This is a genomic window from Phytohabitans kaempferiae, assembly GCF_042433955.1.
Classification (GTDB): Bacteria; Actinomycetota; Actinomycetes; order Mycobacteriales; family Micromonosporaceae; genus Phytohabitans; species Phytohabitans kaempferiae.
Genome location: NZ_JBHLUH010000010.1, coordinates 53,154 through 79,454 on the forward strand (window position 1 = coordinate 53,154; position 26,301 = coordinate 79,454).

Sequence of the window (26,301 nt, forward strand, 5' to 3'; positions counted from 1 at the left end):
GGGTAAGCGCGATGAGAGCGGGTTCAGCCGCCGATGTTCTCCATCCGGCGGGCGACGACGGCCTCGGCCACCGCCCCGGTCTCCTCGTCGGTGAGGCGCCGGGTGCCCTCGACGGTCGCGGTCATCACCACCGGGTAGATCTTGCGGGTCAGGTCGGGGCCGCCGGTCGCGGTGTCGTCGTCGGCCGCGTCGTAGAGCGCCTCCACGCCGATGGTGACGGCGTCCTCGACGGACATGCCCGGACGGTACCGCTTCTTGAGCGCCGACTTCGCGAAGAGCGAGCCGGAGCCCACCCCGTCGTAGCCGGTCTCCTCGTAGAGGCCGCCGGCCACGTCGAAGCTGAAGATGCGCCCCGCCTTGGCCGGGTCGCTGGCCGCGAGGTCGACGCCGGCGTAGATCGGCACGACCGCGAGGCCCTGCATGGCGGCGCCGAGGTTGTTGCGGACGAGCGCGGCGAGGCGGTTGGCCTTGCCGTCGAGCGAGAGCATCGCGCCCTCGAGCTTCTCGTAGTGCTCCAGCTCGACCTGGAAGAGCTTGATCAGCTCGATGCCCACGCCCGCGGTGCCCGCCATGCCCACCAGCGAGTACGGGTCGGCGGGGTGCACCTTCTCGATGTCTCGGCTGGCGATCAGGTTGCCCGCGGTGGCGCGGCGGTCGCCGGCCATGACCACGCCGCCCTGGCAGACGATCGTGACGATCGTGGTGGCGTGCGGGGCGAGGTCGGCCGAGTAGCCGGGGGGCAGCGGGCGACGTCCGGGCAGCAGGTCGGGCGCGGCCACCCGCAGGAACTCGGTGAAGGAGGACGTCCCCGGGTTGACGAAGAAGTCTGGTTGGCGCCCGGATGGCTCGAAACCCGCTGGCACGTGCTTCCCTTCAGTTAGGTGATCGCCAAGCAACATACTCGACGCCACCGCGACGTGCGCGGCGGCGCGAGCGACGGGGGCGGTGAGAGCTTATTCTCCGCCCTTTTGCACGTATCCGCGGACGAACTCCTCCGCGTTCTCCTCGAGTACCGAGTCGATCTCGTCGAGCAGGTCGTCGACGTCCTCGGTGATCTCGGCGTGGCGCTCGGCGACCTCCGGGTTTGCCTCGGGAGCCGGGCCGGCGTCGACATCCTCGTCGCGGCGGGCCTTGCCGGACTGCGACTGACCGCCGGTGTCACGGGTAGCCATCGGGTCCTCCTCAACATCGCTTGCTGAAAACCTACCTCGCCGGTGCCACGGAAAGCCCCGTCGCGCGCCGGTTTCGCGCACAGCGTGGCGTCACCCGCCGGTGATCGCCTCGAGCAGATCCTTCGCACTGGCGCAGCGGTCGAAGAGGGCGCCCACGTGCTTGCGCGTGCCCCGCTCGGGCTCCATCATCGGCACGCGCACGAGCGACTCGCGCCCGACGTCGAAGATGACCGAATCCCAGCTCGCCGCGACCACCTCGGAGGCGTACTGGCCGAGGCAGCGGCCGCGGAAGTAAGCCCGCGTGTCCTCCGGCGGCTCGACCATCGCGCGGCGGGTCTGCTCGTCGTCGAGCAGCGTCTTCATCGAGCCGCGCGCGACCAGCCGGTGGTAGAGCCCCTTCTCCGGCCGGACGTCCGAGTACTGGAGGTCGACGAGCTGGAGCTTGTGCGAGGCCCAGCCCAGCTTCTCCCGCTCCCGGTAGCCCTCCAGGAGCCGGTACTTGGCGATCCAGTCGAGCTCGTCGGCGCAGAGCATCGGGTCGCGGCCGAGCCGGTCGAGCACGCTCTCCCAGCGGGCCAGCACGTCGAGGGTGGCCGCGTCGGCGTCGGGGCCGTAGCGGTCGTCTACAAAGGACTTGGCCCGCTCGAAGTAGGCCCACTGGAGGTCGAGCGCGGTGAGCCGGCGGCCGTCCCGCAGCCGCATGAGGTGAGCCAGCGCCGGGTCGTGGCTGACCGCCTTGAGCTCGGAGACCGGGTCGGCGATGCCGAGGTCGGGCGTGAGCACCTTCTCCTCGATCATCGTGAGCACCAGCGCGGTGGTGCCCACCTTGAGGTACGTGGAGATCTCCGAGAGGTTGGCGTCGCCGATGATGACGTGCAGCCGCCGGTACTTGTCGGCGTCGGCGTGCGGCTCGTCGCGCGTGTTGATGATCGGGCGCTTGAGAGTGGTCTCCAGCCCCACCTCGACCTCGAAGAAGTCGGCCCGCTGGGAGATCTGGAACCCGGGCTGCGACCCGTCCTGCCCGATCCCGACCCGCCCCGCGCCGCACACGATCTGGCGCGTCACGAAGAACGGCGTCAGGTAGGCCACGATGTCGGCGAACGCGGTCTGCCGCCGCATCAGGTAGTTTTCGTGCGCGCCGTAGCTGGCGCCCTTGTTGTCGGTGTTGTTCTTGTACAGGTGGATCGGGTGCGTGCCCGGGATGGTCGCGGCCCGCCGCGACGCCTCGGCCATGACCCGCTCGCCCGCCTTGTCCCACTTGACCAGATCGAGCGGGTTGGTCACCTCGGGCGTCGAGTACTCCGGGTGGGCGTGGTCGACGTAGAGCCGAGCGCCGTTGGTCAGGATGACGTTGGCCAGGCCCAGATCCTCGTCGGCCAGTGCCTCGGCCGGGTCGTAGGCGGCTCCCGAGTACGTGAAGCCGCGGGCGTCGCGCAGTGGCGACTCCTCCTCGTAGTCCCACCGCGCGCGACCACCACGGGTCAGCTCGGGCCGGGCCCCGTACGCGTTGACCACCTGGGAAGACGTGACCATCGGGTTGGCCCCGGGCTGGCCAGGCACAGAGATGCCATATTCGACCTCGGTCCCCATGATTCGCCGAACACTCATGCCTCGCCCTACCTCACTGCCGCCCAGCGCGGACGCGCCACCTGTCGAGCGTAGTCCGCCGGTAGCGCTCCGCGCTGCGCCGCACCGGGTGGGGTTGCACCGACTCGGCGGGCATACGCTCCGGTATCATGACGCGGCCCAGTAGGCGGCGCACGGCAACGCACAGCGACCAGCGAGGAGCGTAGCGGGTGGGTGAGCTGACGGTCACGCGAGCCGTCAAGTCCGAGCAGGATGAGTCCGCCGAGGCGGTGCCGGCCGAGGAGCGGCCCGTGGCGCCCAGAAAGCGGATCTGGCGCCGGTGGCGCCGCCCCTCCGGGCCGTTCGCGTGGGGAGCGCTCGTGGTGCTCGCGGCCACGGTGACCGCCATGATCTGGACCTACGCCTCGACGCACCAGATCTTCCCCGACTCACAGTGGTATCTCATTTACACATACCACTACATGGGGTACGACAAGGCGCACGGCGAGCAGATCGTCCTCGACTACATCCGCGACCACGGCACCTTCGCGCCGTACGACTACCTGTGGGCCTCCAAGCCTTTCACGCTCAGCTACCGGCCGCGCATCCTGCTGCCGCTGCTCTCCATCCCGTGGGTGGCGCTCTTCGGGCCGGGCGGCATCGTGGTGGTGCCGGGCATCGCGTTCGTCGTGGCGATGTTCCTGATCTACCGGTTCGCCACCATCCACGCCTCGGTGCCGGCCTCGGTCGCCGCGGGCGTGCTCGCGGTGGTGTCCCCGCTGATCGCCAAGTGGTGCGTGGGCGGCCTCACCGACTCGCTCGCGCTGATGCTGCACACCGCGACACTCCTGCTGCTCCCCTGGCGCAAGCCGGCCACCAAGTGGACGGTGGCCGGGCTGGCGCTGGTGGCGTTCCTGGTGGGCACCGCGCGGGTCATCACCCCGTACACGGTCGCCACGGTGGCCGCCGTCTGGCTCTGGGCGATGTGGCGCGAACGCGAACGCTGGCGTTCCTGGACCGCCGCCGCGGCCGGCGCCGCGGTGGGCGTGATCGCCGGCGCCATCTGGAGCAAGGAGGTCAGCGCCCCACTGAGCAGCCGCGACCACTTCTTCAGCATGACCCAGGGCCGCGCCCGCACCCTGGGCGAGGCGATGCCGTGGTACCGCGAGGTGGTCCCCACCGCCATCGCCCGCGAGGCCACCGCCGTCCTCTCCAGCTGGCCGCTGGTGCTGCTCCTGGTCCTGTCCATCGTGGCCAGCGTGGTCGCCTGGCGCACGGTGGTGCCGTGGCTCGTGGCCTCCGCGTGGGCCGGCGCCATCGGCATCTTCCTCATCGCGCCCTACATGACCATGTTCCGGTACGAGCTGCCGATGCTGCCCGCCCTCGTGGTGGCGGTGGCGGTGCTCCTCGACCGGACCGCCAAGGGCCTGCTACCCGCCTTCCAACGCCCGTCCCCCGAGCCGACCCCGTCCCCCGGCGGCAGCGGCTGAGATGTGCCCCGGTTCGCGTCACCCGCGGACCGCATGCTCCCGCGGGCACCGCGGAGGTCGGCGGCTCGCTGGCGCTCCCCGAAATCCCCGACCTCCGCTGCCGGGGCCGCGGGACAGGCCCAAACCCCTCGGGCGTCGCTTCGCGACGCCCGAGCAGACGCGGAGGGTGAGGCCGCGGGAGCGACGGCCTGGACCACGATGGGCATCGCGGTAGCTCGGAATCAAAGGGACTCGAAGCGAAGAAAGGCCCCGCGCGCCGGAGCGTGCGGGGCCTTTCGAAGCGGGGTTACAGGTACTGGCCGGTGTTGCTGACCGTGTCGATCGAGCGGCCGGCCTCGGCGCCCTTGCCGCCGGAGACGAGCGTGCGGATGTAGACGATCCGCTCGCCCTTCTTGCCGGAGATCCGGGCCCAGTCGTCCGGGTTGGTGGTGTTGGGCAGGTCTTCGTTCTCCCGGAACTCGTCGACGCAGGCGTCCAGCAGGTGCTGCAGCCGCAGGCCCTTGCGACCCGACGACAGGAACTCCTTGATGGCCATCTTCTTGCCGCGGTCGACGATGTTTTGGATCATGGCGCCGGAGTTGAAGTCCTTGAAGTACAGGACCTCCTTGTCGCCGTTGGCGTACGTGACCTCGAGGAAGCGGTTTTCCTCGGTCTCGGAGTACATGCGCAGGACGACCGCCTCGATCATCGCGCCGACGGTGGCCTTCGAGTCGCCGCCGTGCTCGTTGAGGTCGTCGGGGTGCAGGGGCAGCCCGGTCAGGATGTACTTCGAGAAGATGTCCTTCGCCGCCTCGGCGTCCGGGCGCTCGATCTTGATCTTCACGTCGAGCCGGCCGGGGCGCAGGATGGCCGGGTCGATCATGTCCTCGCGGTTGGAGGCGCCGATCACGATGACGTTTTCGAGCCCCTCGACGCCGTCGATCTCGCTGAGCAGCTGCGGGACGATCGTGTTTTCCACGTCGGAGGAGACGCCGGAGCCGCGGGTGCGGAACACCGAGTCCATCTCGTCGAAGAACACGATGACCGGCGTGCCCTCGCCCGCCTTCTCGCGAGCCCGCTGGAAGATCAGCCGGATGTGCCGCTCGGTCTCGCCGACGTACTTGTTGAGCAGCTCAGGGCCCTTGATGTTGAGGAAGTAGCTGGTGTGCCTCTCCTCGCCCCGGCCCTCGGCGATCTTCTTGGCCAGCGAGTTGGCCACCGCCTTGGCGATCATCGTCTTGCCGCAGCCGGGCGGGCCGTAGAGCAGGATGCCCTTCGGCGGCCGCAGGTGGTGCTCGCGGAAGAGGTCGGCGTGCAGGAACGGCAGCTCGACCGCGTCCCGGATCTGCTCGATCTGGTTGTGCAGGCCGCCGATGTCCTCGTATCCGACGTCGGGCACCTCCTCCAGAACGAGCTCCTCGACCTCGCTCTTGGGGATCCGCTCGTACGCGTACGCCGAGCGGGGCTCGATCATCAACGAGTCGCCGGCGCGCAGTGGCGAGCCGATGAGCGTCTCCGCGAGGTGGACGATCCGCTCCTCGTCGGCGTGGGACACCACCAGCGCCCGGTCGCCCGGACCGCCAGCGGGGTGCTCCAGCACCTCCTTGAGCATGACCACCTCGCCGACCCGCTCGTAACCGAACGCGTCGACGATGTTGAGCGCGTCGTTGAGCAGGACCTCCTGCCCGCGACGCAGCTCGTCGACCTCGAGCGACGGGGACACCGCCACGCGGAGCTTCCGCCCGCCGGTGAACACGTCGACGGTGCCGTCGTCGTGCTTGGCCAGGAAGACGCCGTAACCGCTCGGCGGCTGCGCCAGGCGGTCGATCTCCTCCTTGAGCGTGACGATCTGGGCTCGGGCCTCTTTCAGAGTGCTCACGAGCCGCTCGTTGTTTTCGGTCAGTCGGGCCAGCTGCGCCTGCGTTGCCGCTAGCCGCTCCTCGAGCTGCCGGACGTGTCGTGGGCTTTCGGTCAGCTTGCGCCGCACCAGAGCGAGTTCCTCCTGAAGGAACGCGACCTGAGTGGAGAGATCGTGGGCCTCCTTCTCCCACCGTGCGGCGCGCGAGTCCGCGTCGTCGCTGCGTGCCACGTCCCACCTCCCCGGGGGGCTTGAACGTACTGCCATAACACTAACCGCTGTTACGGCTAATCGAACCTACGCAACACCCTCGTCACTGACTCTTGATCTGCAATCCCGGGTGAGCAGCATGTGTAATGCCCGCCGAGCAGCGCTGCATTCCTCAGAGTGTCGGACGTCCGACCATCGACGCGACGAGCCGCGCGAACTCCTCCAGCCGGGTGATCTGCCCCGCACCGCCGTCGTCGAGAGTCTTGCCGAAGCGGAGCGCGTCGTGCCGGACCGAGTTTGCCTGCTCCTCGGCGGGCGCGGCGGGATTGGGACCCGCCTCGTCGAGCGAGCTGAGCAGCAGGTAGACGTCGATGCTGTCGACCCGCGCCTGGCCGTTGGGCGTGCGCGTGAGGCGCCTCCGGCAGCCTACCTCGGTGACCGTGGAGAGCGGCACGACCCGCAGCGACGAGGTCATCGAGCCGGGCGGCCCGTCGCCGGGCGCCACGTCCTCGCCGTGCCACAGGATGAGGCGGCTGCCGTCGCAGACCACGACCTCCTGCCAGACGCCGTTGACCTCGTTGACGAAGCGTTCGAGCGTGAAGCCGAGCACGGTGGCGCCACGCAGCACCCCGCCCAGGGCCTCCAGGGCCACGTCGGGGTCGCGCAGGTAGGCCCGGGCCGCCGAGTCCAGATCCTGGTACGGCGACCAGTCGGGGAAGACCGCGGGCAGCTCACCACCTCCGAACGCCGGCCTAGCCACTCGTGCCGGCCTCCTCACCCCGGCCGGGCGCCGCCGGGGAGGGCGGCGGACCGGGAGGCACGCCCGCGGCGGCGGCCTTACCGAGCCCATCTTCGCTCCCGACCACGGGGCTCGCATCTCCCGCGCCGCGGGGCGGCTGCGGGCCACGGGAGCTCACTCCTCGCGCTCGCAGAGCGGCGTACGCCTCGGCGCCCTTGCTGGGCTTGCGGCGGCGCGGCGGGGCGGTGACCCCGGGCGCGAGGCGGCGGGTCGACACCAGGAAGGCGGTGTGCGCGATCATGCGGTGGTCGGGGCGGACCGCGAGCCCGTCGGCGTGCCAGTCGCGCACCAGGCTCTCCCACGCCCGCGGCTCGGTGAAGCAGCCCCGCTCGCGCAGGGCCTCGACCAGCTCGGAGAGCTGGGGCACGGTCGCGACGTACCCGATGAAGACGCCGCCGGGGACGAGCGCCCGCTCGACCAGGTCGAGGGCCTCCCACGGCGTGAGCATGTCGAGGATTATCCGGTCGAATCCGGTTTCGTCGCATTCGACGACGTCGCCGACGCGCAGGTGCCACGCGGGATGGGGACCGCCGAAGAACGCCTCGACGTTCTTGCGGGCGATAGCGGCGAAGTCGCCGCGCACCTCCCACGAGTGCAGCTCGCCCGAGGTGCCCACCGCGCGCAGCAGTGAGCAGGAGAGCGCGCCGGAGCCTGCGCCCGCCTCCAGAACCTTCGCACCAGGGAAGATATCGCCCATCGCGACGATCTGGGCGGAGTCTTTGGGGTAGATCACCTGGGCACCACGCGGCATGGAGAGCACGTAGTCGGAGAGTAGCGGCCGCAACGCCAGGTAGGCCGTGCCACCACTCGATGTCACCACGCTCCCGTCCGGAAGGCCGATGAGCGCGTCGTGCTCCAGCGCCCCGCGGTGAGTGTGGAACGAGCGCCCCGGCTCCAGCACGATCGTGTGCATCCGACCCTTGGGGTCGGTGAGCTGCACCCGGTCGCCGGGGCGGAAGGGCCCACGGTGGGCGGGCACGGAGTCGACGGTGGAAAGCGCGGCGGTCACGGCGCCTCTTCGCTTCGCTCCGACGCGCCGCTTCCGCGCGGTGCTGAGCCCAATGGTTCGCTCACAAGCTCGCTCACGTGGTCATCTTCCGGTTGGGTTCCAACAGTTGGGCGAGGTCGCTCACGTGGAGCACACCGACGACATCGTCGCCCGCGGTCACGAGGTACTGCGCGCCGGGGTGTGCCTGGACCGCCTTGATCACCTGCTCGCCGCTCGTGCCGACCGGGATGGTGTGGATACCGTCGATCCCCCGGGCCACGGCGTCGACCGCGACCCACGGGCGGCGCTCGGCGGGCACGGCCGCGGCCGCCGACCGGTCGACCAGCGCCACGAGCCGCCCGGCGGAGTCGGAGACCCCCAGCGAGGCGTCCGCGCGCCCGGCGTCCGTGCCGCGCCGCTGCGCCTCGGCCAGCGGCGTACCGGTGGGTACGGCGAAGACGGGCCGGGCCAGCCGCGCGACGTCGATCAGCGGGAAGCGGCGGCTGATCCGGGCGACCCGGATCGCCTGCCCGGCGCCCTGCCACATCGTGAACGCCACGAGCAGCATGAACACCAGCCCGAACGTGGAGAGCCAGCCGACCGCGGTCAGCAGCGCGACCAGGGCGGCGGTGCCGACCGCGACCGCCCGGCCGACCCAGCCGGCGACCTCGGTGCCGAGGTGGCGGTCACGGCTGAGCGCCCACACGGCCGCGCGCAGCGCCCGCCCGCCGTCGAGCGGCAGGCCGGGCAGCGAGTTGAAGATGGCGACCACGACGTTGCTCACCGCGAGCTGGAAGGCGAGCTGGTTGAGCAGCGTGCGGTCGGGCAGCGCGAGCGTCGCCGCGGTGGCCAGCACGCCGAGCACCAGCGACACGGCCGGCCCGGCCAGCGAGACGTACAGGTCGACCTTGGGGGTGGGCGCGTCCCGGTCCATCTCGGTGTAGCCGCCGAGAAGCTCCAGTGTGATGCCGCGCACGCCGATACCGTACCGGCGTGCCGTCAACGCGTGGCCGAGTTCGTGCAGGAGTACCGATCCGAGGAGGCAGACGACGAAACCGAACCCGATCGCGTAGCCCGCGGCCTGGGAGAGGTTGAGCTCGCGGCGGACGAACTCGCCGTAGATCACCGTCACCAGGACGGCGAGCAGGAGCATCGACGCATTGAGGTACAGCGGCACGCCGAGCACCCGCCCCACGGCGAGACCCGGTCGGCGGTCGGTCCGGTCTTGCCGCGCGCGATCCTCCACCCCTCGATGCTACGGGTTCGCGAGCGCGCGGCGAGACTCTCCTACCGGGCGGCGCTGCGCGGGGATGTCGTACCCGTGCCATAGCCTCTTGTGCATGACGGTCGCGGAGCTCGGTGAGACTCTCGGTGAGACTGCGGCACAGCAGCCCGCCTATCCCACGCTCTCCCCCTCGCGCGCGGCCGACTTCAAGACCTGTCCCCTGCTCTACCGCTTCCGCACGATCGATCGCCTCCCCGAGCAGCCCACTCGCGACCAGGCCCGCGGCACGCTGGTGCACGCGGTGCTGGAGCGCCTGTTCGACCTGCCCGCGGCCAGGCGCACCGCGGCGGCCGCGGCCGGCCTGGTCACTCCTGAGTGGGAGCGGCTGGTCGAGGAGGCGCCGCCGCTGGCCGAGCTGCTCCCCGAGGGCGAGCGGGAGCCCTTCCTGGCCTCGGCGGCCGAGCTGCTGGAGGGCTACTTCACGGTCGAGGATCCGCGCCGCCTCGAGCCCGCCGAGCGGGAGGCTCTGATCTCGACGGTGGTCGACGAGCGGCTGCTGATCCGGGGTTACGTCGACCGCCTCGACGTCTCCCCCGCCGGCGACCTACGCGTGGTCGACTACAAGACCGGTGGCGCGCCGCGCGAGGCGTTCGAGGCGCGGGCGCTGTTCCAGCTGAAGTTCTACGCGCTGGTGCTGTGGCGCACCCGGGGCGTCGTGCCGCGCGTGCTGCGCCTGCTCTACCTGCGCGACCGGGAGATCTGCGACTACGCGCCCGACCCGGAGGAGCTGGTCCGCTTCGAGCGCACGCTGCTGGCGCTCTGGCAGGCGATCGACCGGGCCACCGCCGAGCGCGACTTCCGGCCCAAGCCGAGCCGCCTCTGCGACTGGTGCAGCCACCAGGCGCTCTGCCCGGCCTACGGCGGCACGCCCCCGCCCTACCCGGAGCCCGGCGACGAGGCGGCGGCGAGCGCCCTCATCCCGCAGGAGGATGACCGGCTCACCGCGGGCGACGAAGGAGAAGCGCCCCGCAGCGGATAGTTTCGCTCGTATGAACGGGAGTCACGAGGCCACGGGCCGTGCGCACGACGGCGGAGCGTGGTCGGCGTGAGCGGGAGTCGCGAGGCTACGGCGCTCAACCACGACGGCGGACGAGCGCCGAGCGACGGAGCGTGGTAGGGATGAGCGGGAGTCGCGAGGCTACGGCGCTCAACCACGACGGCGGACGAGCGCCGAGCGACGGAGCGTGGTAGGGATGGCTCGCGTCGAGGCTGCGCCCGCCGGTGGCCCGGTGGTGGAGGGCTGGCGCGCGCGGCTGCGGCTCAGCCCGGCCGACACGCGGGCGCTCGGGGCCGACACGCTGCTGACCGTCTGCGTCATCGCGGCGGAGCTGCTGCTCACCGCGTTCGGCCCGCCCGACATGCGCGCGACCGGCTGGCCGGCGATGGTCGGCTTGAGCCTGCTCGGCGGGCTCGCGCTGGTGCTGCGTCGGGTCGCCACGTTCACGGCCGCGGTCGTCGCGCTCGGCTCGCTCTTCCTCTCGGTCGTGACCGTCCACCAGCCGCTGACGGCGGCGATCGCGATCTTCCTGGTCACGTACACGGTGGCGGCCCGCCTCCCGCTGCGCCGGGCCGCCACGACCGCGGTGGTGCTGTGGCTGCCCGTGCTCGTGCTCAACCTGGCCACCCCCTCCGACTACCGGCTCGACGGCATGTCCGCCGCCTACCTCATGTTCATCAACGGCCTGATGGCGCTGGTGACCTTCCTCATCGGACGTACGGTGCACTCCCGCCGCACCTCGACCCTGGCGCTGGAGGAGCGGGCGATCGCCGCCGAGGCCAACCAGCGGGCCCTGGCCGAGCAGGCGGTCGGCGACGAGCGCCGGCGCATCGCGCGCGAGCTGCACGACATGGTCGCCCACCACGTGAGCGTGATGGGGGTACTGGCGACCGGCGCGCGCCGCGTGCTCAATCGGGACGCGGAGGCGGCCGACGAGGCGCTCGCCACGATCGAGGACACCAGCCGCACCACGCTGCGCGAGATGCGCCGCCTGCTCGACGTGCTCCGCACCGACGCCGAACCGGCCGCCGAGATGTCCCCGCAGCCCGGCCTGGCGGGCATCGAGGCGCTGGTAGAGCAGGTACGCGAGGCGGGCCTCCCGGTCACACTGCGGGTCGACGGCACGCCCGGCCCGCTCGACTCCGGCGTCGCGCTCGCGATCTACCGGATCGTGCAGGAGGCGCTCACCAACACGCTCAAGCACGCCGGCAACGCCACCGCCCACGTGCGGCTCAGCTTCGGCGTGTACTGGCTGATCGTCGAGGTCTTCGACACCGGCCGCGGCCCCGCGCCCGGCTCGGACCAGTCGGTGGGGCACGGGCTCGTCGGCATGCGCGAGCGGGTCGCCCTGTACGGCGGCACGCTCCGCACCGGCCCCCGGCCCGGCGGCGGCTTCCGGGTATACGCGAAGATCCCCATGGAACAGGCGTGACCGCGGCAGAGGAGACCAGCGTGACTCAGGAACGGCCGGTGCGGATCCTGCTCGCCGACGACCAGCCGCTGCTGCGGACCGGGTTCCGGATGGTGCTCGGCGCCGAGGAGGACCTGGACATCGTCGGCGAGGCGGGCGACGGCGCCGAGGCGGTCGACCTCGCCCGCCGGCTGCTGCCCGACGTGGTGCTGATGGACATCCGGATGCCCCGCCTCGACGGGGTGGCGGCGACCCGCGCGATCGTCGACGCCCGCCTGCCGGTGCGCGTGCTCATCCTCACCACCTTCGACCTCGACGAGTACGTGGTGGGCGCGCTCCGGGCCGGCGCGAGCGGCTTCCTCGCCAAGGACGTACCGGCGGAGGACCTGGTGACCGCGATCCGCACGGTGGCGGCCGGCGAGGCGGTGGTGGCGCCGCGGATCCTCAAGCGGCTGCTCGACCGGTTCGCGGAGAGCCTGCCCGACCCCTCCGCCACCCCGCCGAAGGCGCTCGACTCGCTGACCGAGCGGGAGCGGGAGGTGCTCGTACAGGTGGCGAAAGGGCTCTCCAACGCGGAGATCGCCAGCGAGCTGTCGGTCAGCGAGACCACGATCAAGACGCACGTCGGGCATGTGCTCACCAAGCTCGGCCTCCGGGACCGCGTGCAGGCGGTCGTACTCGCCTACGAGACCGGCCTCGTCCGCCCCGGCGCGTAGCGCTCGTCTCCAGGGGGACCGCGCCCTACTCCTCCGGGGTGACATCGGGTACCCGGCGCATTGCGCACGACGTACCCGAAGACTCTCCGCAAGCACGACGGCTCGGGCCCTTTAGTGACCTAGCGTGAGATCCGTCATGAGCGAGCGGAGCGAGCGAGTCATTGGGCACAGTGCAACTGGAGCCTCGTGCCCGCCCGCGGCGCAGCGAGGACGGGCATGAGCGATCGGGGGATGGCCTCGGCAGAGGCCATGTGCGGAGGCGCGCTCAGGGGCAACCCTGAGCGTTCCTCGGGGGGCGCCCGCATCCAAAGGTGGGGAACGGGTTCCCCCCGGAGGCGGACGATTCTCCCCGGCCTCGCCGTGAACATGGATGCTGCCGGCCGGTCCAACGCGTCCGGCCGGACCAGATTCTCTTGAGGGGGACGAGTGACAACGACGGCAGCCCGCGACACGCACGTGGCCGCCCGCGCCACCGACGTGTGGAAGGTGTACGGCGCCGGCGAGGCCCAGGTGGTCGCGCTGCGAGGGGTGACCGCCGAGTTCGACCGGGGGCGTTTCACCGCGATCATGGGGCCGTCCGGCTCCGGCAAGTCCACGCTGATGCACTGCCTCGCCGGGCTCGACTCGGTGACCCGGGGCCAGGTGGCGATCGGCGAGACGGTGGTCACCGGGCTCGGTGACGCCGGCCTGACCAAGCTCCGCCGCGACAAGGTGGGCTTCATCTTCCAGCAGTTCAACCTGCTGCCCACGCTCTCCGCGAAGGAGAACATCCTGCTGCCGCTCTCCATCGCCGGGCGCAAGCCCGATCAGGAGTGGTTCGACACGGTGATCACCACGGTGGGGCTCGGCGACCGCCTCGGCCACCGCCCCAACCAGCTCTCCGGCGGCCAGCAGCAGCGCGTGGCGTGCGCCCGCGCGCTCGTCTCCCGCCCCGAGGTGATCTTCGCGGACGAGCCGACCGGCAACCTCGACTCCCGATCCGGCGCCGAGGTGCTCGCGTTCCTCCAGCGCTCCGTCCGGGAGTACGGGCAGACGATCGTCATGGTGACCCACGACCCGGTGGCCGCCTCGTACGCGGACCGCGTGGTCTTCCTCGCCGACGGCCAGATCGTCTCCGAGCTTTACGACCCGACCCCGGAGACGGTGCTCGACACGATGAAGCGACTCGACGTGCTGGCCGGCGAGGCAGCCCAGTGAAGACGTTTCCCGCCCGATCCGCCGCGCCCTCCGGCGCCGCGGGCCACGCCCTGACGGAGGTGACGACGCCATGATCCGCGCAACCATGAAGAGCCTCATGGCGCGCAAGCTCCGGCTGATCCTGTCCGGGCTGGCGGTCGTCCTGGGCGTGATGTTCGTGTCCGGGGCCTTCGTGCTCACCGACACGCTCGGCCGCTCGTTCGACTCGATCTTCTCCACGGCGTACGCGCACACCGACGTGGGCGTGGCCGCCAAGCCCAAGGTGTCGGTGAGCGAGTTCGAGGGCGAGCAGGCCGCCGCACCGTTCCCGGCCTCCACTGTGGACAAGGTGAAGGCGGTGCCGGGCGTGGCCCAGGCCACCGGCTTCGTCTCCACCGACGGCGCCCGCCTCATCGGCACCAACGGCAAGGTGGTCACCTCGTTCGGCCCGCCGCAGCTCGGCGAGAGCTGGAACGCGCAGGACGAGCTCATCGAGCTGCGCGAGGGGCGCGGTCCGGCCGCCGACAACGAGATCGCCATCAACGCCACGCTCGCCGACGCGGCCAAGGTGAAGGTGGGCGACACGGTCGGCGTCCTCACCCGCGAGCCGCGCCAGGACTTCACGATCGTCGGCGTCTTCGGCTACAGCGGTGGTCGCGACAGCCTTGGCGGCGTGCAGCAGGTGCAGTTCACGGAGCCGGTGGCGCAGAAGCTGATGCTCGGCGAGACCGGCATGTGGAACGGCATCACCGTCAAGGCCGCCAGCGGCGTCACGCACGAGCAACTGCGCGACGACATCGCCGCCACGCTCGGCGGCGACTACCAGGTGAAGACCGGCCAGCAGCTCGCCGACGACGCCGCCGGGGGCCTCAAGCAGGGGCTGAGCTTCTTCAACAACATCCTGCTCGGCTTCGCCGGCGTGGCGCTGTTCGTCGGCATCTTCCTGATCCTCAACACGTTCTCGATCATCGTGGCCCAGCGCACGCGCGAGCTGGCGCTGATGCGCGCGGTCGGCGCCAGCCGCCGGCAGATGATCGGCTCGGTGCTCATCGAGGCGGTCGTCATCGGCCTGGTCGCCTCCGTGCTCGGCCTGGGCGCCGGCGTCGGGGTGGGCGCGCTGCTCGCCTTCGTCTTCGGCCAGGTGGGCGGCCTCGAGATGGCGTCGGTCGGCGTGCCGGCCTCGGCGGTGATCAGCTCCTTCCTGGTCGGCCTGCTGGTGACGGTGGTCGCCGCGGTGCTCCCGGCGCTGCGGGCCTCCCGCATCCCGCCGGTCGCCGCGATGCAGGAGGTCGCCACGCCCGACCGTCCGCTCACGAAGATCACCGTCGCCGGCGCGATCGTCGGCGCCGTGGGCGGTGCGCTGCTCGCGCTCGGCCTCACCGGCAACGCCGGCGGCGACGCGACACTGTGGACGATCCTGGGCGGCGTACTGGTCACGTTCATCGGCGTGGCGCTGCTCACCCCGCTGGTGAGCCGGCCCGTGGTGAGCCTGCTCGGCCGGATCTTCTCCTGGTCGGTGCCGGGCAAGCTGGGCCGCCTCAACTCCGGCCGCAACCCGCGGCGGACAGCCATCACGGCGGCCGCGCTGATGGTCGGCATCGCGCTGGTCACCGGCGTCACGGTGCTGCTCGACTCGGCGAAGTCGAGCATCACCAAGCTCGCCGAGAACACGATCAACGCGGAGCTGGTCATCTCCGGCGTGCAGAGCGGGCCGCGCCCGCCGTCCTTCGACGCCGCGGTCATCGACCAGGCCAGAAGCATTCCGGGGGTACGGGCCGCGGCCGGCATGTACGCCGACCTGGGCGAGGTCAACGGCGAGCGGGAGTACCTCACCGCGGTCACCGACGTCGCCGCGCTGCGTGACGTCTACCGGGCCGAGGTCTCGGCCGGCGACATCGGCTCGCTCGCGCCCAACCAGTTGCTGGTCGACTCCAAGACCGCGGCCGACCTGGGTCTGTCGGTGGGCTCGACGCTCACGGTCCAGCTCTCCCGGGGCGACGCGCAGACCTACACGCTCTCCGGCATCTACAAGGAGTCCGACCTGTACGGCGGCTTCGTGCTGCCGCAGGAGGCGACCAGGGACTTCGCCAACCCGCAGCCGATGCAGGGCTTCATCCAGCTCGCCCCGGGCACGCCGGTCAGCCAGGTGGAGCCGCAGGTCGACCGCCTGCTCGCGGACAGCCCCGAGGTGTCGGTGGCCGACCGGAGCAAGTTCATCGAGCAGCAGACCAGCGGCTTCGACCAGATCCTGCTCATGATCCAGGTGTTGCTGGCGCTGGCGATCCTGATCGCCGTACTCGGCATCGTCAACACGCTGGCGCTGTCGGTGCTGGAGCGGACCCGCGAGCTGGGTCTGCTGCGCGCCATCGGCCTGCGCCGCGCGCAGACGATGCGCATGGTCACGGTCGAGGCCGTGGTGATCTCGATGTTCGGGGCGATCCTCGGCATCGTGGTCGGCACCGGTCTTGGCGCCGCGGTGGTCCGCGCCCTCCGGGACGACGGCATCACCGACCTCGTCCTTCCCTGGTCCCAGATGGGGCTGGCCGTGGTACTGGCAGCGATCGTAGGAGTGGTCGCCGCGATCCTGCCCGCGATCCGCGCCGCGCGCTTGAACGTGCTCGGTGCGATCGCCCACGAATAGCCCGACGGGGGACAGATGGGGGCGGCTCGGGCGGGCCGCCCCCATCGACGTTTCCTTGAGCTCTCGCCCGGCGGTGCTCGGCCGCCGCCTTGGGCTCGCCGCGCTCTGCCACCGTTTGGGCCGGCCGCGGCGCTCTACCGCGTGACCTCGGCGGGGGCGAGCAGCGTACCCAGGAGGGTCAGGTCGACGCCGGCCAGGCTCTCCAGCAGGTGCAGGCCCTCGCAGGGGTCGAGCGGCACCTCGCTCGGCACGCCCAGCACCGCCGCCCCGGCGGCCAGCGCGCTCGTCACGCCCGCCCGGGAGTCTTCGATCGCCACGCAGCGCTCGATCGGCACGCCCAGCAGGCGGGCGGCCGTGCGGTAGGGCTCCGGGTCGGGTTTGGGGGCGCGCACCTCGTCACCGGCGACGACCACGTCGAAGTTGTCGCGGCCCAGCGTCTTTAGCGCCACCTCGACCAGCGGGCGGGCGGTGGAGGTGACCAGCGCGGTGGGCAGCGGCGCCGCGCGGACCGCCTGGAGCAGCCCCAGCGCGCCCGGCCGCCACACCAGCCCGGTGCGGAACAGCTCGCTCATCCGGCGCGTGATCCAGTCGCGGCTGGCGTCAAGCTCGCGCCATTCCTGGCCGATGTCGGCGTGCAGGATCCGCATCGAGGTGGCGGCGTCGCTGCCGACCATCGCGATCCGGGCGGCGTCGGAAAGGCTTCCCCCGTACTCGATGGCAAGCTCGCGGAGGGCGACATCCCACAACCGCTCGCTGTCGACGAGCGTGCCGTCCATGTCGAACAAAACGGCGGCGAGACCCGGGTTGCTCTGCGTCACCGGTCGATCCTCCCCGATCCGGCGCGGCGGCTGGCACGGCGTACGCGCCGGTGTGGCCGACGCCTCAGAGGTCGCACGGCTCGAGCGAGCCCTCGTACCCCTCGAAGAACGCGTTGGTGCGCTGCTGGGCCGTGCCGTGCGCGTTGGGCGCGAACCACGGCTGCCCCGGGTCGTCCCCCACCGCCAGCAGCCCCCGCCGGAACTCGTCGAGGTCGCCGCGCGCCAGCGTGAGGCCGCCGGCCTTGACCGAGTCGCCGATGTACGCGCCGGCCATGCAGTCGGCCTGCAACTCCTGCTGGATCGTGTAGCGGTACTGGATGCCGAGGCGCACCTGGACGGCGTGCGCGTACTCGTGGCCCAGCAGGTAGAAGATGAACGCGTCGCCGATCTGGCGGAAGGCGCCGACCGCCCACTCGACGTCGTAGGCGATGAAGTCGCCCGCCGAGCAGTACGCCGCGTTGTTGCGGGTCAGCGGCTGGCCGCCGCACGCGACCTCGCCCTCCTGCCGGTACGGGACGATGCGGCGCACCGGCTCGAAGTCGCGCACGCGCTGCGCCCAGTACGCCTCGGCGACCTCGACCGCGCCCTCGGTGTCCTGCTCGAACTCCTCGACGGTCATCGTGCCGTCCTCCTGCTGTCCCGGCGAGGCGGGCGGCACTTCGGGCGGGGCGCCCTGGTCCTCCCCGGTGCCCACGAAGCACGCCGCCGCGAAGAGCGCCAGCACCAGACCGGAGAGCCGTACCCACCTCGTCGTCACGCCCCCGTTCTACCCGCCCGCGACGAGACCGAAGCGGATCCGCGCGGCGTGCCGCGTCTACGCTGGCGGCCGTGGACGAGGCTGAGGTGGCGTTGCGGCCGGTCACCGCCGACGACTTCTGGCTCTTCGAGCGGCAGGCGGTCGATCCCGAGGCGGCCGGCAGGTTCAACTGGTCCGGCTTCCGCGACGTCCGCGCGACCCGCCGGCGCTTCGACGACGACGGCCTCGTCGGCCCCGACGGCGGCGTGCTCATCGTCGTCCACGACGGCGCCGCCGTGGGCACGGTCTCCTGGAGTCGAACGGAGTACGGCATGCCAGCCTGGTGGTGCTGGACCATCGGCATCGCGCTCCTCCCCGACCACCGCGGCCGGGGCGTGGGCACGGCCGCGCAGCGGCTGCTGGTGGGCTACCTCTTCGACACGACCGCGGCGCAGCGGATCGAGGCGTACACCGACACGGAGAACCTGGCCGAGCAGCACGCGCTCGCGCGGATCGGCTTCGCCCGCGAGGGAGTGTTGCGCTCGACCCAGTTTCGCGCCGGACGCTGGCGAGACCTGGTGATGTACTCCCTCCTCCGCCCCGACCACGACGCGAGGTGAGAGCGCGCGTCGCTGGCACCACTGTGGACAGCCGGGCTGGCATGCTGGCAGCGGGGGCGACCAACCCCGCCCGGCTCCTGCCCTCCGACCTACCCCATCCCCTGGAGCGCGGTCCGAGCAGCGCGTAGCCCCGACATCCGCGGCGCGATCGACCGGGCCCTGGCCAGCCGGACGGCCTGGAGACGGCCTGATCGTGGAAATCCGACCGTCTCCGCTGCCGTACGGGCGCTGCCGCTACTTGGCGTTGAAGAGATTGCGGCAGGTCTCTGACCTGCGAGTGCGCCCCGAGAAGGGGCTGTGACCAGGGCGTATAGCTCACAGTCACTCACACAATCTCACGGCATTTCTCGGTGGCTTGTGCCCACGGAGTGCCCAAACACTGCCCCAAGTAGGCGGCCCCAGCGCGGCGACTCTACCCACCGGCTGGGGCCTTGATCAGGAAGTGAGTCCTGACCCAATGGCTATCATCCCTGATCCCACCGACGCCGAGCTACTGGCGGCGTACCCGCGTGGGGAACACCCCGTCATCGACCGCGCTGAGGCCGCGATCCTGGCGTGGGGCAACGTCGACCGCGTCATCGCGGCCGGCCTGCTCGACTCCTGGGCGCACCGCGCCGAGCTGACCGACCGGGAGCGCGCCGCGGTGCTGGCCCGGTTCCCGCGCACGATGGAGCACCTGACGTACATGCGCCAGGGCGCGACCGGCATCGACGTGCTGTGCACGTGCCGGAAGTGGTCCAGCGTGGTCGCCACCGTCGAGGAGGGCAACCGCGACGCCGCCGCGCACCGCGACAACCCCGGCGGTGACCGGTGAGCGCCCCGGCGTGGTGCCAGCGGGCACCCGAGCACGCCACGTGCGCCAAGGTGGGGCACCGCTCGCCCATCCTGCGGGCTGCGCCCCTCGCGGTGCAGCTCGTGGAGGCCCGGAGCGCCGGCGCCGACCGGCCGCGCATGGTGTTCCTGGACGTCACGGACGGCGCGGTGCACCTGTCGTTCCTCATCACGCTCGACGCGGCCGGCAAGGTGCGCGACGCGCTCACGCAGGTGACCGCGTGGGCGGGTGAGACGGCGTGAGGATCACTCGCCCACCGACGTACCCTCATCACCCCATCCGCGAGCGCCGGGCGCCGCGGCGGCGACCGAGGAGGCTGGCTGTGCGGAACCTGCCCTGCCCGGCGTGGTGCACCGTCGACCACGACGACCACCTTGACGCTGAGGCGATGGTCCAATCGCGCAGCCACTACGGGGACATCCTGCGTATCCCGGCGGTGCCCGGCGAACACGGGCACTCGGAGGTGACCGTGGATCTCTGCGCGGTCGATGACTTCGAGACCGGGCGCCGCAGCTCCACCGACATCAGCGTGTCGGGGCTCGACCCTGCACCCCCGGCCATCGTCCGCCAGGTGATGGCCGCACTGGAACTCGCGCTGAGGCTGGCCGAGGCGGACTGACCCAGCACGACGAAGCGGCCCGGCTCTCCGCATGGAGGACCGGGCCGCTTCGTCGTGCTGGGTCAGCTGCTCACCACCGCGACGTCGCCGTTGGACCGCACCCTTAGCTTGATCTTGCCGGTGCGGATCAGGAACAGGATGAGGTCCACGATCTTCTGCTCGGCGCTGGACCCGCCTCCGCCCTGGACGGTGACGTGGGTGTCGCCTCCGCCTGCGCCCATCCGCTTTACCCCGCGCGGGAGTGGTACCACGGCTTCGTCCTGGCCGCCCTCGCCGAGCAAGGCGAGGGTGCCGCCCGGGCGGGCGCCGACGATGCCGCCGTCGGCGAGCATGGGGATGTCGGGGATCAGGTCGGGGATGCTGAACCGCTTGCCGCCGATGAGCGGCACGAACGACGGGATGGCGATCTCCCAGCCCAAGTCGAGCCGGTTCCATAGCCGGATCACGGTGTTGATGCCGCCCTTGATCGCGGCGACGAAACCGTCGAACACGCCCTTGGCCGCGCTCGTGATCTTCGTCTTGAGGCCCTTCACGAAGCCCACGAAATCACCGATCTTGTCAGTGATCCACTTCCAGGCGCCGGTCCAGAAGCCGGAGAACAGCGACCACCACGCCTTCGCCACAGAGACGATCAGGCCGATGACCCACTTCCAGTAGCCGACGATGAAGTCGACTGCGGCCCAGAAGGCGGCCTTGATCGCGCCCCAGATGACGCCCCACAGCTTGCCGAACCAGTCGGTTTTCTTCGCGATCAGCACGATGATAGCGATCAATGCGATGATAGCGAGGACGATGAGCGTGATCGGCCCAAGGCTGATCGCCGTCACGATGCCCCAGGCGGCCTGCACTGCCGTCCAGATCTTCATCGCAACGATGATCGCGTATACGACGGCGGCGAACGTGGCCAGCGTCGCCACGAGCGGCACAACCCAGGAAGCGTTGTCCTGCAAGAACTTCGCCGTCTTCTCCAGCCACGGGGCGGCCTTCTCCAGCGCCCCCACGAGCGCCATCTCCGCGCTGTTCTTGAACGCCAACAGGCTCGACTTGGCGTTGCCGGACAGTTGATCGACCAGCCCCGCCGATGCGCCCTCGGTCTTGCCCAGCCCCGCCGACGCAGCGTCGAGAGTCTTGAGGAAGTCGGGGATCTCGCTCTTGGACAGATCCTCCAACGGCGCCCCGAACAGCTTGAGGGCCAACTGCGCCTGGTCGGCCGGGTCCTTGACCTTGAGCAGTCCGGTAACGGTCTTCTCGAACGCCGCCCGCGCGGTGTCGCCGCCGGCGAGCAGGTCGGTGGACATGGTCCGGGCGTTGAACCCGAGCGTCTTGAACGCCTCGGCTGCCGGGCCGTCCAGCTCGGTCGCCAAGATCCCGAACTCTTTGACGGCGTCCGCGGCCTTGTCGATGCCCCACGAGCCCTTGCCGGCCGCCGCGGTCAGCAGGCCGAACGCCTCGTTGCCGGAGAAGCCGACCATCTTGAAGAACTGGCCGTACTCGTTGGCCACCTCCAACACATCGGGCACCAGCTTCTTGGGCACCTTGCGACTCGCGACGGTCAGCAGGTCGAACGCCTCGGTACCGTCCTTGGCCAAGCCGTTGTGGATCAGGCTCCCGGCGTACTGGGCGGCGTCGGCCACGTCCAGCTCGAACGCCTGCGCGAACGCGAGCGCCTTGGTGGACATGTCCTCCAGCGCCGCACCGGACGCCGACCGCATGCCCTCGATCGAGGAGACCACCGAGCCGACCGCGTTGTTCACCTCATCGACGCTGGCGGCCCAGCCACCGGCATACAGGTCGCCGGCCACCTTGCCGAGCCGGTCGGCCTCCTCGGCGGTCGCGCCGAGCTGCGCGGCGAGCTTGTCGTTGGCCGCGCCGAGCTCCATCGTCTTCATCACCCCGGCGGCCGCCGCGGCGCCAGCGGCGGCACCGGCCACCGCCGCGGTCTGCTTCATGTGGCCCCAGGTCTTCTCCAGCTTGCCGGCGATGCCCCGGGCGCCCTTGTCCACGCCGCCCGAGTCGATCCCGACCCTGATCAACAGGTCAGCGAGCGTACTCACGGTTCGTCCACCTCCTAACGGTTCATGTCGTTATGTCTAGACATTATGTGTAGGTATGTCACGGTCTGTAACTGGCGCGGGAGGTTTGAGTTTTGCACAGGCTGGCAGACGCTAACCCCCGCCGCCGTTCCGTCCCCCGGCCCGGGGGGCACCCCCCACCCCCGTCACGCTGTGTGAACATCGATGTGTGTCGGTGCGGGCGGCGCGCTGGTGGATCTTCGCGGGAGAAGGGACCACGCTCCCCACCATCGCTGTCCAGTGTCCTGAGTGGACTGACGTTGACGCGCCAGCCCGCACCGGGTTTGTCCTCCGACCCGCACGTCGTGCCCGTGGTGGGCGCCTTGCGGTTGCCTGCCCTCGTGGCCAGCCGAGGGTGCGCGATCTGGCCTACCGCGCGCGGCCCGTGCGGGCCGGAGAAGCCTCTGTGCAGTTGTGGGTACCCCGGGGGTGGGGCGTGGCGGTGCGGGGGCTCAGTCGGGCGCTGGGGCCGCCGTGAGCGTGTTTCCGCCGGAGAGCTTCCACCACGCGCTCGCGCTGAGGTCGGGCATGGCGCTGTGCGGTGCGGCCGAGGCCAGCGACTCCCGGGAAAGCACCACGTCTTTGCCCGCCCGCAACAGGTCGTACTGGGGGTTGCGGCGTCCGGTGGTCTCCATCTGCGTCTCGGCGACCAGGTACCACATGCCGATCAGCACCTCGCGAATGGTGGGCGTGTAGCTACCCATCAGGAGGCCCGGAGGTGCGCGACCGCCGCATCGAGCCCGGCGGCCTCGGTGATCGGCCCGAACTTCGCCGCGGCGTCCACGAGCGTCGCCGGCACGTCGATCATCGCCTGACGGCGCGCGGCGAAGTTGCTGCCGTGCACCTCCTTGAGCACCTCGCGGGCTGCGGTGGCGAACGGCTGGTACTCCCGGTCAAGATCAGCGATCTTGCGGAAGGCGCGGACCTGATCCTGCGTGCCGCGCTCGGCGATGGCCGCGCCGTCCTTCGGGTCCAGACCGGTCTTGGTGATCTGGGCTATGAACGGCTTGGCACCAGCCACGAGAACGCCGATCGCCTGTCCGAGCGACCCCTTGACGAACGCCTGGCCCTCGCTGCGCGCCCACTGGTACAGCCGGCCACGTGCCACGCTGGTCATCGCGCTGTTGGTGTGCATGGCCTTCTGGTACGCGTGGCGGTCCGCCCGGTGCTGCTCGGCCGCCGGACCGTCCACGGCCGGGTCACCAGTCGCCTGCGGTCGCTGCGGACCAGCCTTGAACCGGTTGCCGGTGACCACCGAAGCGCGCCGGGCCGCGCGCAGCTCGAACAGCCGATCCAGCATGGCGGACACGTCGGCCGGCAGGATGCCCCGGATCGCGTCCAGCGCCTCGGGCAGCTTGGGGGTTGTCTGGGCCATGGTCAGCGCCACCTTTCGATGTTGTCGGCCGCCTTGCCGGCCTCGTTGACAGCGGGAGCGTCGGACAGGATCTCGTCGGCCAGCGCGCCGAGGTTGTCGGGCACGGTCTCCTCGCCCTCCGGCGGGTCGGGCAGGATCGGCCGCTGCTGGCCAAACAAGCTCTGGTCTTCAGTGGTCACTTTCGATTCCCTTTCTTGGCCTTGCGGCTGAGGATGATCATTTGGTCGGCCAGGTGGGCGAGCGCGTCGCCGCCGCTCCGGCTGACCCGGGGGTGGTTGCTGGCGGACAGCAGCGCATCGGCGAGCAGACCCGCGTCATCCGCGGTGAGCGCGTCGAGGTCGAGCATCAGGAGATCCCGGCTCATGCGGCCGCCCCGCACACACAGGCTCCGCCGGCCAGGCCAGAGCAGCCGGACCGGTGCGGCATCGGGGGGGCATCCTTCATGTGTTTCACCGCTCTTTCTGGGTCAGCCTGCGCAACTGCGCGCCCTATGGGCTGGCGCAACTGCGCGGAGTGGCTCGTCTCGTTCTGCGCGGTTTCTGCGCGCGCAGGTGTGACCTGCGAAAACGCGCCACCTGCGCGGGCGTCGCGCAGAAATTCGTCCTGCGCGCGCGCAGGTCCGTTGTTGATCTCCTGCGCAGCTTCCACGCTCACGGGCGTCGATGTCAGCCCGCCCCGGATCTTCCGGCGGCGTACCGCCTCGGTCCACTGCTTCTCCGTCGCCGTGGGGAACTGCGCGTGCAGCGCCGCGTATGCCGCGTCCCGGCCCGAGCCCTTGCCACTCACCGGCGCGCCGGCCGCGTCGAGCGCCCGCACGATCGCGTCCACCCGGTCGCCCGGGTCGCCCACCAGTGCCCCACCGGCCACCGAGCCGACCCGGTCGTGTCGCGTCAGGGGTGCGCCCACCGGCGTGCGGATGAAGACGGCCTCGTGCTCGTGGGTACCGCTGCGCTGGTGTGTGCAGACCAACTGGAGCCGGGCCGCCCCGGTGCCGCCGTTGCGGATCTCGTCCGCGGTCAGCTCCCACACGACGTCCACGTCGCCGGTCTTCGCCGAGCTGCCGCGCTGGCCCTTGGTCGGGTCCTTGCCGAAGTGGTCGAGCCGGAGCACGGCGACGCCCGCCCGCTTGAGCGGAAGCAGCGCCTGCCGGTACATGGCCAACCACGGCTCGCTGTCGTTCTCTTTGCCGGCCAGGAACCGGCTCGCGGTGTCGAACACCACCAGGTGCGGCAGGCTGGGCAGCTCGGCGACGAACCGCAACAGCTCGGCGGCGTCGGCCGGCACATCCAGCGCCAGCGACGGGAAGCTCAGGTAGGTCAGCCCGGACAGGTCGGCGTCGGCCCGCCCGAGCGCGTGCACCCGCGTGTGGAGGTCACGCAGGCTGTTCTCAGCGTCGAGGTACAGCACGTGCCGCCCACCCTCGACCACGGCGCTGAGCACGCGGTCGAGGGTGAACAGCGACTTGCCCGCCTTGCCCTCCGAGGCCAGCGCGACCAACTCGCCCTCGCGCACCAGGTCCGCGAGCACGTACGGCGGCGTGGGCGGGGGTGGGCCCGAGAAGACGCCCGGCGGCAACGCGCTGCCCCAGAGTCTCGAGCCCCGCGCTTCCGGGGTGGGCGCCGGCGGGGCGCCGGGCGGTACGTACGCGCTCAGCCCGAACAGCCGCATGAACGCCTCGGCGTCGTCGCCCCCGCAGCACCGGCGGTTCTCCGGCGCCGTGGGCACGGCCAGCACGGTACGCACGGCACCCTCCAGCGCCCGTTCGTACTCGTCTTCACCCTCCGGCTTGGCGTCCATGAAGCTCTCGCGCAGCGCCTCCAGCGCGCTCGGTACGCCCCGGTGCCCCTGGTCGCCGAGCCGGGTCAGCCGCTGCTGTGCCGTGATCATCGCCTCGTGCCGGCCGCCGTCGACCGGCTCGACGTACGTGCTGACCCGGGCCACCGCCTGACACGGCGCCCCGTCCGGCAGCGCGTCGAGCCACGCGCGCACCTGCGCCGAGCTGTGCCCGGACTTGGCGCCGGGCGGACGCAGGCACGCCGCGAGCTCGGCCGGCAGCTCGGGCAGAGGCCCGGTCCGCAGCCAGCGGTACTGCCCGCCCTCGGCCGCCTTGCTGTGCGGAGTGGGCGCCACCACCACGATGCCGTTGAGGCCCCGCACGTCGCCCCAGCCCGGCCCGAGGTCGCCCGTGCTGTTGCCCACCGAGCCGACCGCTGCGGCGAACACGTAGTGCCCGCGCAGGGGGTCACCGACGCGCGTGGACTGCATCGGCGGGGAGGTGTCCAGGGCGGCCCGGGTGAGCGCGTACGGCATCCGCGCCACACTGTCCACATCGAACACCACGGCGCCGGATCGCCCTACGTGCAAGGCGAGCGCGTCACCGGGCCGCGTCGTGTACCACGAGTGGATCAAGCCCGGGTCGCGCGTCGACTTCGCCGGCCAGTCGTGGCCGACCCGGCTACCGGGGTGCTTGGTGGCCGGGTCCACCGGCAGCACGTACCAGCCGGCCGCCGCGTACGCCAGGGCGGCGCCGAGCGTGTCGGCGGGCAGCTCGGCCGGGATGAACAGGTCAGCCAACGATCTTCCCCTGCAACCAGTCAGCGGCGGTCCGTTCCAGCACACGCCGGATGGCCGCGATGTCGTCGCGGCCGAAGTAGCGCAGCGTCAGGCCGTGCACGTCAGTCGCCCGGAGCATGTCCGCCAGCGACGCGCCGGAGCACATGAAGCAACTGCCGTCGCCGGTGTAGCGGCATGGGCCGGTGTCGAGCATCGCCCGCAGGAGCCCCATCTGCCGCGAGGTGAGATCCCCACAGACCCAGTTGCGCACCCACCAGTGGTCATCTGGCCACTGGGTGTCGGGTGTACCATCCCGCTTGACGTCCTCGCCGGCCGTCTCCAGGAGCGCCCCGCTGGTCACGGGGCGTTCTTCTGTTGTGATCATCGT

The 26,301-nt window shown here is 71.2% G+C and carries 26 protein-coding genes; 10 read left to right on the forward strand and 16 right to left on the reverse strand.

Going from position 1 to position 26,301, the window contains the following annotated elements:
* Nucleotides 1-23: 23 nt before the first annotated feature.
* The 3 genes from prcB to dop all read right to left on the reverse strand — a co-directional run bounded on the left by prcB (nt 24) and on the right by dop (nt 2,780).
* Nucleotides 24-863: a proteasome subunit beta gene (prcB, locus tag ACFFIA_RS09030; RefSeq protein WP_377248445.1), complete on the reverse strand. Its 840-nt coding sequence runs from the start codon at nt 861-863 to the stop codon at nt 24-26.
* Between the two features lie 90 nt (nt 864-953).
* Nucleotides 954-1,172 carry a ubiquitin-like protein Pup gene (locus tag ACFFIA_RS09035; RefSeq protein WP_377248448.1) on the reverse strand — a complete coding sequence of 73 codons (219 nt, stop codon included), beginning with the start codon at nt 1,170-1,172 and terminating at the stop codon, nt 954-956.
* 90 nt (nt 1,173-1,262) lie between these two features.
* The gene (dop, locus tag ACFFIA_RS09040; protein ID WP_377248451.1) at nt 1,263-2,780 is read right to left on the reverse strand and encodes a depupylase/deamidase Dop; all 1,518 of its coding nucleotides are present in this window, start codon (nt 2,778-2,780) and stop codon (nt 1,263-1,265) included.
* Between the two features lie 188 nt (nt 2,781-2,968).
* Between dop and ACFFIA_RS09045 the strand changes: the two genes are divergently transcribed.
* On the forward strand, nt 2,969-4,228 hold the full coding sequence (locus ACFFIA_RS09045; protein ID WP_377248454.1) for a glycosyltransferase family protein: 1,260 nt from the start codon (nt 2,969-2,971) through the stop codon (nt 4,226-4,228).
* Nucleotides 4,229-4,514: 286 nt separating this feature from the next.
* On the opposite strand, the gene arc is transcribed toward ACFFIA_RS09045, so the two are convergent.
* The 4 genes from arc to ACFFIA_RS09065 all read right to left on the reverse strand — a co-directional run bounded on the left by arc (nt 4,515) and on the right by ACFFIA_RS09065 (nt 9,248).
* Complete coding sequence (gene arc, locus ACFFIA_RS09050; protein ID WP_377248457.1) at nt 4,515-6,296, reverse strand: proteasome ATPase; 1,782 nt, start codon at nt 6,294-6,296, stop codon at nt 4,515-4,517.
* A 151-nt stretch (nt 6,297-6,447) separates the two neighbouring features.
* Complete coding sequence (locus ACFFIA_RS09055; protein ID WP_377248460.1) at nt 6,448-7,035, reverse strand: hypothetical protein; 588 nt, start codon at nt 7,033-7,035, stop codon at nt 6,448-6,450.
* Nucleotides 7,028-8,083: a tRNA (adenine-N1)-methyltransferase gene (locus tag ACFFIA_RS09060; RefSeq protein ID WP_377248463.1), complete on the reverse strand. Its 1,056-nt coding sequence runs from the start codon at nt 8,081-8,083 to the stop codon at nt 7,028-7,030. Before ACFFIA_RS09060 ends, ACFFIA_RS09055 begins: the two co-directional genes overlap by 8 nt.
* Before the next feature lie 73 nt (nt 8,084-8,156).
* The gene (locus ACFFIA_RS09065; RefSeq protein ID WP_377248610.1) at nt 8,157-9,248 is read right to left on the reverse strand and encodes a site-2 protease family protein; all 1,092 of its coding nucleotides are present in this window, start codon (nt 9,246-9,248) and stop codon (nt 8,157-8,159) included.
* Nucleotides 9,249-9,402: 154 nt separating this feature from the next.
* On the opposite strand from ACFFIA_RS09065, the gene ACFFIA_RS09070 reads away from it, so the two are divergent.
* The 5 genes from ACFFIA_RS09070 (at nt 9,403) to ACFFIA_RS09090 (ending at nt 16,288) form a co-directional block, all read left to right on the forward strand.
* Nucleotides 9,403-10,326 carry a RecB family exonuclease gene (locus ACFFIA_RS09070; RefSeq protein ID WP_377248466.1) on the forward strand — a complete coding sequence of 308 codons (924 nt, stop codon included), beginning with the start codon at nt 9,403-9,405 and terminating at the stop codon, nt 10,324-10,326.
* A 214-nt stretch (nt 10,327-10,540) separates the two neighbouring features.
* A complete protein-coding gene (locus tag ACFFIA_RS09075; RefSeq protein ID WP_377248469.1) occupies nt 10,541-11,776 on the forward strand; it encodes a sensor histidine kinase in 1,236 nt (411 codons plus the stop codon).
* Nucleotides 11,777-11,796: 20 nt separating this feature from the next.
* Nucleotides 11,797-12,471: a response regulator gene (locus tag ACFFIA_RS09080; RefSeq protein ID WP_377248472.1), complete on the forward strand. Its 675-nt coding sequence runs from the start codon at nt 11,797-11,799 to the stop codon at nt 12,469-12,471.
* Nucleotides 12,472-12,897: 426 nt separating this feature from the next.
* Nucleotides 12,898-13,668 carry an ABC transporter ATP-binding protein gene (locus ACFFIA_RS09085; protein WP_377248475.1) on the forward strand — a complete coding sequence of 257 codons (771 nt, stop codon included), beginning with the start codon at nt 12,898-12,900 and terminating at the stop codon, nt 13,666-13,668.
* A 70-nt stretch (nt 13,669-13,738) separates the two neighbouring features.
* The gene (locus ACFFIA_RS09090) at nt 13,739-16,288 is read left to right on the forward strand and encodes an ABC transporter permease (RefSeq protein ID WP_377248478.1); all 2,550 of its coding nucleotides are present in this window, start codon (nt 13,739-13,741) and stop codon (nt 16,286-16,288) included.
* A gap of 134 nt (nt 16,289-16,422) precedes the next feature.
* Here ACFFIA_RS09090 and ACFFIA_RS09095 read toward each other — a convergent pair whose 3' ends face one another.
* Both ACFFIA_RS09095 and ACFFIA_RS09100 read right to left on the reverse strand, forming a co-directional pair.
* On the reverse strand, nt 16,423-17,106 hold the full coding sequence (locus ACFFIA_RS09095) for an HAD family hydrolase (protein WP_377248481.1): 684 nt from the start codon (nt 17,104-17,106) through the stop codon (nt 16,423-16,425).
* Between the two features lie 64 nt (nt 17,107-17,170).
* Nucleotides 17,171-17,863, reverse strand: coding sequence for a neutral zinc metallopeptidase (locus ACFFIA_RS09100; RefSeq protein WP_377248483.1), 693 nt, complete (start codon nt 17,861-17,863; stop codon nt 17,171-17,173).
* Nucleotides 17,864-17,934: 71 nt separating this feature from the next.
* On the opposite strand from ACFFIA_RS09100, the gene ACFFIA_RS09105 reads away from it, so the two are divergent.
* From ACFFIA_RS09105 to ACFFIA_RS09120, 4 genes are all read left to right on the forward strand, one after another.
* On the forward strand, nt 17,935-18,462 hold the full coding sequence (locus ACFFIA_RS09105; protein ID WP_377248485.1) for a GNAT family N-acetyltransferase: 528 nt from the start codon (nt 17,935-17,937) through the stop codon (nt 18,460-18,462).
* A gap of 457 nt (nt 18,463-18,919) precedes the next feature.
* Entirely contained in the window at nt 18,920-19,276 is a 357-nt protein-coding gene (locus ACFFIA_RS09110; RefSeq protein ID WP_377248487.1) for a hypothetical protein, read from the forward strand.
* Complete coding sequence (locus ACFFIA_RS09115; protein WP_377248490.1) at nt 19,273-19,536, forward strand: hypothetical protein; 264 nt, start codon at nt 19,273-19,275, stop codon at nt 19,534-19,536. The genes ACFFIA_RS09110 and ACFFIA_RS09115 overlap by 4 nt, the downstream gene beginning before the upstream one ends.
* 80 nt (nt 19,537-19,616) lie before the next feature.
* The gene (locus tag ACFFIA_RS09120; RefSeq protein WP_377248493.1) at nt 19,617-19,913 is read left to right on the forward strand and encodes a DUF6907 domain-containing protein; all 297 of its coding nucleotides are present in this window, start codon (nt 19,617-19,619) and stop codon (nt 19,911-19,913) included.
* Between the two features lie 62 nt (nt 19,914-19,975).
* Here ACFFIA_RS09120 and ACFFIA_RS09125 read toward each other — a convergent pair whose 3' ends face one another.
* The 7 genes from ACFFIA_RS09125 to ACFFIA_RS09155 all read right to left on the reverse strand — a co-directional run bounded on the left by ACFFIA_RS09125 (nt 19,976) and on the right by ACFFIA_RS09155 (nt 26,298).
* Complete coding sequence (locus ACFFIA_RS09125) at nt 19,976-21,967, reverse strand: phage tail tape measure protein (protein ID WP_377248495.1); 1,992 nt, start codon at nt 21,965-21,967, stop codon at nt 19,976-19,978.
* A 470-nt stretch (nt 21,968-22,437) separates the two neighbouring features.
* Nucleotides 22,438-22,659, reverse strand: a complete 222-nt coding sequence (locus ACFFIA_RS09130) for a hypothetical protein (RefSeq protein WP_377248498.1) — start codon at nt 22,657-22,659, stop codon at nt 22,438-22,440.
* Between the two features lie 29 nt (nt 22,660-22,688).
* Nucleotides 22,689-23,360: a hypothetical protein gene (locus ACFFIA_RS09135; RefSeq protein ID WP_377248501.1), complete on the reverse strand. Its 672-nt coding sequence runs from the start codon at nt 23,358-23,360 to the stop codon at nt 22,689-22,691.
* 2 nt (nt 23,361-23,362) lie between these two features.
* Entirely contained in the window at nt 23,363-23,539 is a 177-nt protein-coding gene (locus ACFFIA_RS09140; RefSeq protein WP_377248504.1) for a hypothetical protein, read from the reverse strand.
* Nucleotides 23,536-23,706: a hypothetical protein gene (locus ACFFIA_RS09145; RefSeq protein ID WP_377248507.1), complete on the reverse strand. Its 171-nt coding sequence runs from the start codon at nt 23,704-23,706 to the stop codon at nt 23,536-23,538. Before ACFFIA_RS09145 ends, ACFFIA_RS09140 begins: the two co-directional genes overlap by 4 nt.
* A 14-nt stretch (nt 23,707-23,720) precedes the next feature.
* Entirely contained in the window at nt 23,721-25,934 is a 2,214-nt protein-coding gene (locus ACFFIA_RS09150) for a bifunctional DNA primase/polymerase (protein ID WP_377248510.1), read from the reverse strand.
* Nucleotides 25,927-26,298 carry a hypothetical protein gene (locus ACFFIA_RS09155; RefSeq protein ID WP_377248513.1) on the reverse strand — a complete coding sequence of 124 codons (372 nt, stop codon included), beginning with the start codon at nt 26,296-26,298 and terminating at the stop codon, nt 25,927-25,929. Before ACFFIA_RS09155 ends, ACFFIA_RS09150 begins: the two co-directional genes overlap by 8 nt.
* Between the last annotated feature and the right edge of the window lie 3 nt (nt 26,299-26,301).